10 protein-coding genes and 1 pseudogene are annotated in these 11,102 nt (G+C 69.1%); 3 read left to right on the top strand and 8 right to left on the bottom strand.

Translation table 11 applies throughout. The features are described from left to right. Positions 1-1,059: AAA family ATPase (locus tag A5697_RS09640; protein ID WP_156673230.1), on the bottom strand; the 1,059-nt coding region annotated here is incomplete at its 3' end. A 157-nt stretch (positions 1,060-1,216) separates the two neighbouring features. Between A5697_RS09640 and A5697_RS09635 the strand changes: the two genes are divergently transcribed. After that, positions 1,217-2,593 (top strand): FAD-binding oxidoreductase, encoded by a 1,377-nt coding sequence (locus A5697_RS09635; RefSeq protein ID WP_068010057.1) that lies wholly within the window; start codon positions 1,217-1,219, stop codon positions 2,591-2,593. A 10-nt stretch (positions 2,594-2,603) separates the two neighbouring features. On the opposite strand, the gene A5697_RS09630 is transcribed toward A5697_RS09635, so the two are convergent. The 5 genes from A5697_RS09630 to A5697_RS09610 all read right to left on the bottom strand — a co-directional run bounded on the left by A5697_RS09630 (position 2,604) and on the right by A5697_RS09610 (position 8,597). Further along, a complete protein-coding gene (locus A5697_RS09630; RefSeq protein ID WP_068010051.1) occupies positions 2,604-3,416 on the bottom strand; it encodes a polysaccharide deacetylase family protein in 813 nt (270 codons plus the stop codon). Between the two features lie 206 nt (positions 3,417-3,622). Further along, complete coding sequence (locus A5697_RS09625; protein WP_067945749.1) at positions 3,623-5,014, bottom strand: alpha/beta hydrolase family protein; 1,392 nt, start codon at positions 5,012-5,014, stop codon at positions 3,623-3,625. Between the two features lie 132 nt (positions 5,015-5,146). Then, positions 5,147-7,381 carry a cation-translocating P-type ATPase gene (locus tag A5697_RS09620; protein ID WP_068010049.1) on the bottom strand — a complete coding sequence of 745 codons (2,235 nt, stop codon included), beginning with the start codon at positions 7,379-7,381 and terminating at the stop codon, positions 5,147-5,149. Further along, positions 7,378-7,590 carry a heavy-metal-associated domain-containing protein gene (locus tag A5697_RS09615; RefSeq protein WP_067737954.1) on the bottom strand — a complete coding sequence of 71 codons (213 nt, stop codon included), beginning with the start codon at positions 7,588-7,590 and terminating at the stop codon, positions 7,378-7,380. Before A5697_RS09615 ends, A5697_RS09620 begins: the two co-directional genes overlap by 4 nt. 185 nt (positions 7,591-7,775) lie before the next feature. Further along, the gene (locus A5697_RS09610) at positions 7,776-8,597 is read right to left on the bottom strand and encodes a mycofactocin-coupled SDR family oxidoreductase (protein WP_068010047.1); all 822 of its coding nucleotides are present in this window, start codon (positions 8,595-8,597) and stop codon (positions 7,776-7,778) included. A gap of 131 nt (positions 8,598-8,728) precedes the next feature. Here A5697_RS09610 and A5697_RS09605 point away from each other — a divergent pair, with 131 nt between their 5' ends. Continuing rightward, a complete protein-coding gene (locus A5697_RS09605; protein WP_067944461.1) occupies positions 8,729-9,199 on the top strand; it encodes an SRPBCC family protein in 471 nt (156 codons plus the stop codon). Between the two features lie 53 nt (positions 9,200-9,252). After that, complete coding sequence (locus A5697_RS09600) at positions 9,253-9,768, top strand: YkgB family protein (RefSeq protein ID WP_231972031.1); 516 nt, start codon at positions 9,253-9,255, stop codon at positions 9,766-9,768. Here A5697_RS09600 and A5697_RS09595 read toward each other — a convergent pair. Together A5697_RS09595 and A5697_RS28030 are read right to left on the bottom strand one after the other, a co-directional pair. After that, a complete protein-coding gene (locus A5697_RS09595) occupies positions 9,736-10,713 on the bottom strand; it encodes an LLM class flavin-dependent oxidoreductase (RefSeq protein WP_067944459.1) in 978 nt (325 codons plus the stop codon). The two genes, A5697_RS09600 and A5697_RS09595, sit on opposite strands and share 33 nt — an antisense overlap. Then, a pseudogene (locus A5697_RS28030) lies at positions 10,710-11,102 on the bottom strand (TetR/AcrR family transcriptional regulator); the annotation flags it as partial. The gene A5697_RS09595 and the pseudogene A5697_RS28030, both read right to left, overlap by 4 nt.

Below are 11,102 nucleotides of genomic sequence, written 5' to 3'. Positions count from 1 at the left end.
CGCGCGCACCAGCCCGACGGCCTCGGCCGAATCGATCGCCGCCAACGTCGCCCCGACTTCCGTGTCGCAGGTCGAGATGAGCGCGGGCAGGTCGAACGTCTGGCCCAGCACCGCCGCCTGCTCGATGACCGCCCGCACCCCCGTCCCCAGTCCGGCGAGGCGGCGGGCGATGGCGTCCCCGATCGATCCGGGCACCGTCTGCTGGGTGCTCAATGTGGCCAGCCCGCCGCGGATTTCGAGGTCGTTGACCAGTTCGGTCAGGAAGAACGGATTGCCGCCGGTCCGCTCGCGCAGCAGGGCGGCTGCCGTGCGCACCGACGCCGGCGCAAGCTGCTGGGTTCGCGCGACGAACTCGGCGATCGCCTCGGTGTCCAGGCCCGCCAGGTCGAGGCGCCGCACCCCGTCGAACCGGTGCAGCTCGGCCAGGCGGGTGGCCAGGTCGTCGGACCGGTCGGGCTCGGTCGTGCGGAACGTGACCACCACCAACACACGCACATCGGCGCAGCCGATCAGCACGTGCTCGAGCAGCGCGAGGGTGGGGAGCTGCGCCCAGTGCAGATCGTCGAGGATCAGCGCGACCGGGCGATCGACCGCCAGACGGCGCAGGAAGCCGGTCAGTGCATCGAAGAGGGCCTGCCGCGCCGGCCCGACATCCGGGGCCGGGGCGCCGTCGGGCAAATGCCGAACCACTTCCGGTGCGAGCCGTCGCAACTGAGGGCCCGCGTCGCTCAACGCTTCCGCCATCGAACCCGGCGGACCGGCGACCATCAGCCGGTCGAGCGCTTCGGCGAAGGGCGCGTACGGCAGGTCCTCGTCGGCCGTAGAACTTCCCACCAGCACCGTCACGCCGTGGTCGAACAACGTTCCGGCCACCTCCGCGGCCAGGCGCGTCTTGCCGGCGCCGGGCTCGCCGCCGATGAACACCGCCTGGCGATTACCCCGCTCGACCCGCTCCCAGGCCTGCTCGAACACCGCCAGTTCCGCGTCGCGACCCACGAGCGGGCCGCGGCGGCGAGCGATCAGTTCGGCCGGGAGCGGGGGCGGCACCCACTGCGCCATGCAAACAAGGTAGCCGCGCCGGTATTGGTCGGTCGATAGTCAGATGTGACTATCGTGGAATGCCCCGGAAATGCTCGGTTGTGGTCATGACGCGCGGCTCACCGGCCTCGTAACGTCGCCGCATCAAGACCGGCGAGCAAACAAGGAGGTGTGGGCCATGAGCCTCACAACCGCAACCGACGAATTACGCACCCGGCTCGGCTCACATGTGATCCTGCCCGGCGACCCGCGGTACGACGAGGCGCGGGCGGTCCACAACGGCATGATCGACAAGCGGCCCGCGGTGATCGCCCGCTGCGGTTCGCCCGCGGACATCGCGACCGCCCTGGAATTCGCGCGGGACCGCAACTTCGTTGTCGCCGTGCGCGGGGGCGGTCACAACGGCCCCGGCTTCGGCACCGTCGACGGCGGGCTGGTCATCGACCTGTCGCCGATGAACCGCGTCGACGTCGACGCCGACCGCCGCACCGCCAAGGTCGAGGGCGGGGCGACGTGGGCGCAAGTGGACGGCGCGACGCACGCATACGGGATGGCGGCGCCGTCGGGCATCATCTCCTCCACCGGAGTCGGCGGCCTGACCGTGGGCGGCGGCCACGGCTACCTGTCCCGCAAGTACGGCCTGACCATCGACAATCTGGTCGAGGCCGAGCTGGTGCTGGCCGACGGCCGCGTGGTGCGGGCGTCCGAATCCGAGCATCCCGACCTGTTCTGGGCGCTGTGCGGCGGCGGCGGGAACTTCGGCGTGGTCACGTCATTCACGTTCCGGCTGCATCCCGTGCACACCGTGATCTGCGGTCCCACCGCGTGGCCCGCGTCGGCCACCGCCGATGTCCTCTCGTGGTACCGGGACTTCATGCCGGCGCAGGACGAGGATCTCTACGGATTCTTCGCGGCCATGACCGTCCCGCCGGTGGCGCCGTTCCCCGAGGCGTTCCACCTGCAGAAGGCGTGCGCCGTGGTCTGGTGCTACACCGGCGATCCCGCCGGCGCCGAGGAAGCGTTCGCGCCGGTCCGGCAGATGGAACCGGCCTTCGACGGGCTGGGCGCCGCTTCGTTCCCGGCGCTGCAGTCCACCTTCGACGGCCTGTATCCCAAGGGGCTGCAATGGTATTGGCGCGGAGACTTCTTCCGCACGGTGCCCGACGGCGCCGTCGCGGCCCATGCCCGCTTCGCCGAAGAGCTGCCGACCATGCATTCCACGATGCACCTGTACCCGATCGACGGCGCGGTCCATCGGGTGGGCCAATCCGAGACCGCGTGGGCGTACCGGGACGTCAACTTCTCGCAAGTGATCGCGGGCGCGGATCCGGACCCGGCGAATGCGGAGTTGTTGAAGCGCTGGGCCGTTGACTACTGGGACGCCACCCATCCGTACTCGGCCGGCGGCGCCTACGTGAACTTCATGATGGACGAGGGCCAGGAGCGGGTGCGCGCCACCTACGGCCCGAACTACCAGCGGCTCACGGAGGTCAAGGCGCAATACGATCCCGGCAATGTGTTCCGCATCAACCAGAACATCCGGCCGGCGCGCTGAACTGTTGCGGCTACGGCGTTTTGAGGAAGACGTCGTTGAGTGTGACGGTGCGCAGGTTGCGCTCGCGGATGGTGTCGACGAGCTGCGGGTAGACGTGCGTCACGGGCAGATGATTGAGGTGCCCGATGACGATGGCCTGCGGCGTGAAGTACTGATCGGCCATCTGCACGATGTACTCCTCGGTGATCAACGTCGAATCCGACAGCGAACCCGACCATAACGTCGGCACGGTGTAGCCCAGGTCGGCGGCCACGGCGTCGACGACGGCATTGCGCTTCGCGTACGGCGGCCGCCAGTATGGCTTTGCGCCGATGCCGTACGTTTTCTTCAGGAATTCGTCGTTGCGGCTGAGCTGTTGGGCCACTTGCTCTTTGGGCAGCGTCGTGAGGTCCGGGTGTGACCACGTGTGGTTGCCGAGTTGGATCTGTCCGCTGTCGACCAGGGGCCGCAGCATCTCCTTGTTCTCGGTCCAGGAGTCGTAGGTGCCGTTGACGAAGTAGGTCAGCCGCACGCCGGTGTCTTTGGCGAACTGGGTGTACGCCCGCACCACCTCGCTGTTGACGCCGTCGTCGACGGTCAGCGCGAGCAGGTCGCCCTCGCCGGGGATCTTCATCAGCGCGCCCCCGCCGGGCAGCGGGATGCGGGCGCTCAGCGGCGGCGGCGGCAACAGCGCCGTCGGGGCGGTCGGGCCCGAGGTCGCGGCGCCGGAAGCCGACGGCGCCTGGGCGAACGTTCGCGGCTGCGGGTCGACCACCAGTCGGGCCGCGCCGACGCCGGCGACGACCGACGCGGCGAGCGAACCGAGGAACTGGCGGCGATTCATCGCGGGCAGGCGAAGGCCCGGAGCAAACGTCGGACGGGGTGATCCGGACCGGGCCCGGTGTTGGCTGCGCCGCTGCGCGCTTGGAGCCGACCCCCGGAGGGGCCGCCCGTCGTACACGAAATCGCCAGCCATCAGCAGCGAACCGTACCACTACCAGGAACAATATGTCGGATGCGTTACGGGAGGGTCAGCTGTGAATTTCGCGATCAGTGTGATTCCGTGCCGCCGCGTTGGGGCAGCTGGACCGGCTCGGCGGCGGGTGTCCCCAGCGTCGAGGCCAGCCAGGGCAGCGCCGCCTCAAACGCCCCGGCGGCAAACGGCCAGTCATGCTTGCCCGGCTGACTGACCACGGCGCAGGTGATGCCGTTAGCGCTGGCCGCGGCGCACAACGCGTTGGCGGCGGCGTCCTGGCCCTCCGGATTGGCGGCGGGGTCGGTGCTGGGAGCGCTCCCGGTGGGGTTGGCCTCCTCGGCGACGTTGCGCGGCTCCGACGATCCCGGAACGTCGAACCAGCCCGACAAGCCGGTGTAGCGACCATGCCGCGCGATCACCGTGAGCGGGTCGAATGCCGCCCAGGCGGCGCGGTCGCCGCCGAACAGTTTGGCGATCGTCTGATCCTTGGGGCCGACGTTCGGGCTGCGGTCACCGGCGATGTCCACGAACGCGCTGAACAGCTCGGGATGCATGACGGCCAGGTCGACCGCGCAGGTGCCGCCCATCGACCATCCGGCGACGCCCCAGTTGGCCCGGTCGGCGCTGACGCCGAAGTTCGACACCATGAACGGCACGATGTCCTTGGAGAGGTGATCTGCGGCGTTGCCCCGGCTGCCGTTGACGCACTCGGTGTCGTTGTCGAACGAACCGGTGGGATCAACGAACACCAGCACCGGCGAGAAGCCGCGATGGGCGGCGGCGAAGTTGTCGATGGCGGTGAACGCGCCGCCAGGGCCGAGCCAGTCTGCCGGGGTGTTGAACGCCGAGCTGATCATCATGACCGCCGGCAATCGAGGCGGCGGATTGCTGTTGAACCATGCCGGCGGCAGATAAACCAGTTCCCGGCGGTGGCGAAAGTGCGAGGCGTTGTCGTCGATGTCCACCGGCACCACCACGCCCTTGGTCGGCCTGGTACCGGCGACCTGCATCTCGGTGACCCGCAGCCGGTCGATCTGGTCGGGCAACGGCACCGAGGTGAGCTGGTTCCAGGCGGCAAGCGCCGTCGGGAAGTAGCCCACCCAGCCGTTCAACGCCAGCGCCGCGCACAAGGCGCACAGCGGTATGGAGAGCACCGCTACCCCGCGACGCCACCAGCGGGCGCCCCGCCAGCCCACCAGGAAGACCGCGGCGGCCAGGCCGCTCAGCGCGATCCACAGCCACAGCGTCGTCGGCGCCGGGTCCCCGGCCACGCCGAGCGACGTGATGTACCAATACGCGAGCGCGGTCACCGCGACGGCCGCGATCAGGGCCACGGGCAGCACCCGCTTCAGCCAGCGCGGCGCACGCCACTGGATCGCGATGATCAACACCAGCAGCGTCAGCCCCTGCACGGCAGGCGGAAACCAGCCGTGCAGCAGGGACAGTCGTCCGAAGAATTGGTCCAACGGTCGTTGCCTTTGCTGAGTCGATCGCTGCGTGGGCGGACCCGTGGTCTTTTCGAACGCGGGGGGTCGCAACAACTATCCCACACCGATCCCACCCGCCCGCCTGCCAGCGTGGCGTGTGGGCGCGGTGATCTAGGCGGCCGTGACGCTGCTGAACGAGCGCAGCCGCAGGCTGTTGGCGACCACGAAAACGCTGGAAAAGGCCATCGCGGCGCCCGCCAGCATCGGGTTGAGCATGCCGAGTGCGGCGAGCGGGATCGCGGCGATGTTGTAGCCGAAGGCCCAGAACAGGTTGGCCTTGATGGTGCTCAGCGTGCGCCGGGACAGCCGGATCGCATCGACCGCGGCGCATAGGTCACCGCGCGTGACGGTGAGGTCGGCGGCTTCGATCGCGACGTCGGTGCCGGTGCCCATTGCCACCCCGAGGTCGGCGGTCGCCAAAGCCGCGGCGTCGTTGACGCCGTCGCCGACCATCGCGACGACCTTGCCTTCGCACTGCAGCCGCCGGATGGCGGCGACCTTGTCGGCCGGCAGCGTCTCGGAGACGACCTGCGTGATGCCGACCTGGTCGGCGATCCGATCGGCGACCGTCGCGTTGTCGCCGGTCAGCAGGATGGGCGTCAGGCCCAGCCGCTTGAACTGCCGGACCGCTGCGGCGCTGGTCGGTTTGACGGTGTCGGCGACCACCAGCACCCCACGGGCGCGGCCGTCCCAGCCGACGGCGACCGCGGTTTTGCCCGCACTCTCGGCGCGGGCCTTGCCCGCCGACAGCGCGCCGTCCAGCGGCTGGCCCCAGTCGGCCAGCAGGCTCGCCCGCCCGATGACGACGGTGCGGCCGTCGACGTCTCCTCGCACGCCGCTGCCTTCGAGGCTGGCGAAGCGCTCGGCGGGGTGCAGGGCACCGAGCTCGGCTTTCGCGGCGTGGGCGATGGCTCGAGCGATGGGATGTTCGGACGCATCCTCGAGCGCACCGGCGTAGCGCAGCAGCGTTTGGCGGTCGGTCCCCGGCCCAGTGATCACGTCGACGAGAGTCATCTTGCCGGTGGTAACGGTGCCCGTTTTGTCGAGCACGATCGTGTCGACCCTGCGGGTGGACTCCAGGACTTGGGGCCCCCTGATCAGCACTCCGAGCTGAGCCGCGCGGCCGGTGCCGACCAGTAGTGCGGTCGGGGTCGCCAGGCCCAGCGCGCACGGGCAGGCGATGATCAGCACCGCGACGGCCGCGGTCAGTCCCGCGATGAGTGGGAAGCCCAGCGCGACCCACGCACCGAGCGTCGCCAGGGCGATGCCGATCACCACGGGGACGAACACGCCGGAGATGCGGTCGGCGAGCCGCTGCACCTCGGCCTTGCCCGATTGGGCCTCCTCGACCAGCTTGGCCATGTGCGCGAGCTGCGTGTCGTCGCCTACCCGGGTGGCGCGGACGACGAGGCGCCCGCCGGCGTTGACCGTGGCCCCGGTGACGGGGTCGCCCTCGCCGACCTCGACGGGGACGGATTCGCCGGTGAGCATCGAGGCGTCCACGGCCGACGAACCCGAGACCACGATGCCGTCGGTGGCGATCTTCTCCCCGGGCCGGACCACGAAGTCGTCCCCGACGGCGAGGCGGTCCACGGGGACGCGGGTTTCGGCGCCGTCCCGAAGCACCGCGACCTCCTTGGCGCCGAGCTCCAGCAGGGCGCGCAACGCGGTTCCCGCGGTCCGCTTCGAACGCTTCTCGAAGTACCGCCCGGCCAGCACGAACAGGGTCACCCCCGCGGCGACCTCGAGGTAGATGTTGCCGGCGCCGTCGGAGGGGCGGACGGTCAATTCGAAGCCGTCGCGCATCCCCGGTTCGCCGGCCGTCCCGAAGAACAGCGCATATAACGACCACAGGAACGCCGCCAGCGTGCCGATCGAGACCAGCGTGTCCATGGTGGCGGCCCCGCGTTTGAGGTTGGTCCAGGCGGCGGCATGAAACGGGCGGCCGCCCCACACGACGACCGGTGCGGCCAGGACCAGCGATGCCCACTGCCAATAGCGGAACTGCAACGCGGGCACCATCGCCATGGCGATCACCGGGCCGGCGAGGACGGCCGTGGTGATCAGCCGGGTGCGCAGAGCGCTCAGCTCCGGCCCGTCGGCCTGCGCGGGTGCCTCCCGTCGGGGCGGCAGCGCTGCCGTGTAACCGGCCTGTTCGACGGCCGCGATCAGCAACCGCGGGTCGTATCCCGACGGGATTGTGAGCGCGGCCTTTTCAGTGGCGTAGTTGACGGTGGCGACCACGCCGTCGAGCCGGTTGAGCTTCTTCTCGATCCGGGCGGCGCAGGACGCGCACGTCATCCCCGCGATCTTCAGCTCGATTTGGCTCACCGGCGCCGCGCTCATGCCACCAGCACGGCCTCGTAGCCGGCCTCGTCCACCGCGCCGAGGACCGCGGCCGCGTCGACGGGAACAGAACTGGTGACCACCAGCCTGCCCGTGTCGGCACTGACGTCCACGCGCTCAACACCGGGGAGGCGGCCGACCTCATCCTTGACGGCGGCCTCGCAGTGGCCACAGCTCATCCCGTCGACCCGGTATTCGCTCGTGGTCATGTCATTCCCTTCCTGATACCCCGGCGGGGTATGCCAATTGTCAACGTCCGCGTCCCCGCGAGGTATTCCCACACCGAGCCGTTGGCGCAACCGGGCGCCGGCAGGGAAACCTCGGAGGCAACGGGGCACCACCATTCTGCCTGGTGGAAGCGCCAAGACCGCGGCCGGGATCGGCCACGACCGGCTCAGACGTAGCCCACGCCCATATCGACCGAAAGCTGGGTCGCCGTGACCAACCGGGACTGGTCGGAAACAAGCCAAGCGACGGCGTCGGCGATGTCCTCCGGCCGGGCGATCCCCTCGGGCAACAGCGGCTTGTGCAGGCCCCGCAAGTGCGGGTAGCTGTCGGCGGCGGCTTGCAGCGCTTCGCGCATGCGGCCGGTCCCCATCGGTGTCGAGACCGCTCCAGGGTTGAGGCTGTTGACGCGGATGTTGTGCCGGCCGAGCTCGGCGGCGAATGCGCGAGCCATCCCGACGACCGCGTGCTTACTCGCGGTGTAGTGGATCATGAACGACTGCATGTTGATGCCGGCGGCCGATCCGATGAGGATGATCGACCCACCGCGGCCGCCGTCGATGATGTGCTGAGCGCCGGCCATCACCGTGTTCCAGGTCCCGGTCACGTTGGTGTCGATGGTGTCGCGGAACGCTTCTGCGGTGATCTGATCCCACGGAGCGGGACTGCAGATTCCGGCGTTGGCAACGATGATGTCGAGACGGCCCAGTTCGGCCACCGCCGCATCGACGGCACCCTTGAGTGCCTCGAGGTCACGGATGTCGACGGCCGCGGTGATGACCCGTTTGCCGTTGGCGCTCACCAGCCGTGCCGTCTCGGCCAGATCCTCGGGTGTCGGCGAGTCATACGGAACGCTGGGCGGCAGCGGCCCGGCGATGTCGACCCCGATGATGTCGGCGCCCTCGGCGGCCAGGCGCACGGCGTGTGCCCGGCCCTGCCCCCGCGCCGCGCCGGTGATCAGGGCCACCTTTCCCGAAATGGATTGACTCATTGCTACTTTCGGCTCCTCCCGACGCGGGCTTCTCGCCGCGGGTCACCCGCGGTGGGAATTCTGCTGTTCTGAGTTCGACTCGGCGAGCGTAGCGTCGAGTCGAAGCTGCCGGACAGCCGAAAGGAAAGATCATGACCGTCACCGTTGTCGACGCGGGCCCGCGGCAGGTAAGCCGGTCGGTCGAAGTGGCCGCGCCCGCCGCCGAACTGTATGCGATGGCCGCCGATCCGCGGCGACACAGCGAACTGGATGGGTCGGGCACCGTGCGTGACAATATCAGCGTGCCCGCGGAATTGACTGTGGGGTCGAAGTTTTCGACCAAGATGAAGATGTATGGCCTGCCGTACCGCATCACCAGCACGGTGACGGCCCTGAAACCGAACGAACTGGTCGAATGGCGTCACCCGGTGGGGCACCGCTGGCGGTGGCAATTCGAGGCGCTTTCGCCGACCCGGACCCGGGTCACGGAGACGTTCGATTATCGCGACGCCGGTGCGGTCAAGAACGCGTTGAAGTACTACGAGCGAATCGGGGCCTGTAAAGGCAACGCCGCCGGAATCGAAGCGACGCTGGCCCAGTTGCGCGATCGTTACGCCGGATAAGCCGCGACGCTGAACGGAAGCGGCGCGCAAGTCGTGGCTGCTCTGTGAACGAAATCGAATCGCCCGCGGCCGTCGCCCACGCGGGGACACCGCACTCCCTGGCGCAGCCGCTGACCCGGTCGGGACAACTCATCAGCCGTTACGGACTGGTCGTCGTGCTGGCCTGGATCGGGTTCGGGAAGTACGTGAAGATGGAATCCCGCGTGCTCATCGAACACAGCCCGCTGATGAGTTGGATCTACGACGTGTTCAGCGTCGCCACCGTCGCGCGCGGGCTGGGGACCATGGAAATCGTTGCCGCCCTTCTCATCGCGCTTCGGCCGGTGTGGCCGCGCGCATCGGCGGCCGGCAGCGCGCTGGCGGTGGTGCTGTTCTGTGGAACGCTGAGCTTCCTGTTCACCACACCCGGGGTGGTCGCGACGCATGCCGGTGGTCTCCCCGTGCTGTCGGCGCTACCGGGCCAGTTCCTGCTGAAGGATCTGGTGCTGATCGGTGTCGCCGTGTGGAGCCTGGGTGACGCGCTGTCGGCGGGCAGGTCACACGTTGGGCAGAACCTCGTCGGTCATTAGGTGCAGGCTGGCCCAGCCCGCGTCGATCGGAAGACCGCCGATGAGGGGGTTGACCACGACTTCTCCTCTGCCACCGCGGATCTGATCGATCAACTGTTCCGGGGTGAGGATCTCGAGATGGTTGAGGCGGCGCAGGTCCCGGACGGAGGCCGGCGCGGTTTCGCTGGGCCGCGGCACGTCGGCGCGCTTCCAGGCGCTGTACTCGGCCGCCTCCGCCAGGATGAAGTCCCCGTAACGCGCCCACGCCTCGTCGGGGTCGGCGTGCAGCATGGTGACGGTGCTTCCGTTCTCGGGGTGGTAGACGAAGCCTTCGTTTCCGTGGTTGCGCAACTCCCGCGTATAGACGGCTTCGACCTCGGGCATGGCCATCGGTGGTGAAAACGGAAGTCCGAAGCGGGCCGCGCGCCGGGCCGCCGCGGCGGTCATACCGCCAACGAAAAGGATCGGATGCGGACGGGTACAGGGTTTCGGGGTGACGTTGATGAGCGCGCCCTCGTATTCGAAGGGCTGATCGCTCCACGCCTTGAGTAGGACCGTCAGGCAGTGGTCCATCAGGGTCGCCCGCCTGGACCAGTCCTTGCCGACGGCGAGATACTCCTCGGGCCGGTAACCCATGCCGGCCACGAAACTGAAGCGGCCCTGGGTGAGGTTGTCCAGCACGGCGATGTCCTCGGCCAGCCGAATCGGGTCGTAGAGCGGGACGATCAACGCGTTGACGCTGATGCGCACGCTGTGTGTGCGCCCCGCGACGGCGGCGGCCAGAATCAACGGCGACGGAAGCCAACTCGTGGCGGCTAGATGATGTTCTTCTGCGCTGACGGCGGTGAAGCCGTGGCGGTCGGCGAACTCCGCCATGTCCAGCGCGGCCCGGTAGCGATCCGCCTGACGCGCTGTGGGATCGGCGACATTGGTCATGTTGAGCCGCAGCGCGGTGAGTAACTTCATCGTTGGGCGCCGGCCGGGCGGGCGAAGAGCGTTCCGCTGATCAGTTCCTTGGCGCAATCCAGCGCGGCCGCGTACGCGTCCGGAGCCAGAGTGGCGGCCCGCTCCGTGAGGCCGCGCGCCAGTGCGTGGATCGCATCGGCCGCGGCGTCCGCGTGGGTGTCGAGTGGTAGCGCACCCTGCGCCCGGGCGTCACCGATGATCTCAGTTATCGTGTCCCGCAACGCTTTCAGCCCGGCGTACCGTGGCCGACCGCTGGCCGGATGCTCGTTGCTCTCTGTGCGAATCGCCCGATCGAAGGCGGCCAAATAGGGGTACTCGCGCATCAACCGGCCCGATTCGTCGAGCACCGCCTCGATCTGATCGATGGCGGTCCCGGGGCCCGCGGCGGC

Source organism: Mycobacterium sp. E3251 (assembly GCF_001666835.1).
Taxonomy (GTDB): Bacteria; Actinomycetota; Actinomycetes; order Mycobacteriales; family Mycobacteriaceae; genus Mycobacterium.
Note: the sequence above shows the minus strand (reverse complement) of the source record. Positions and strands in the feature narration are given on the sequence as shown.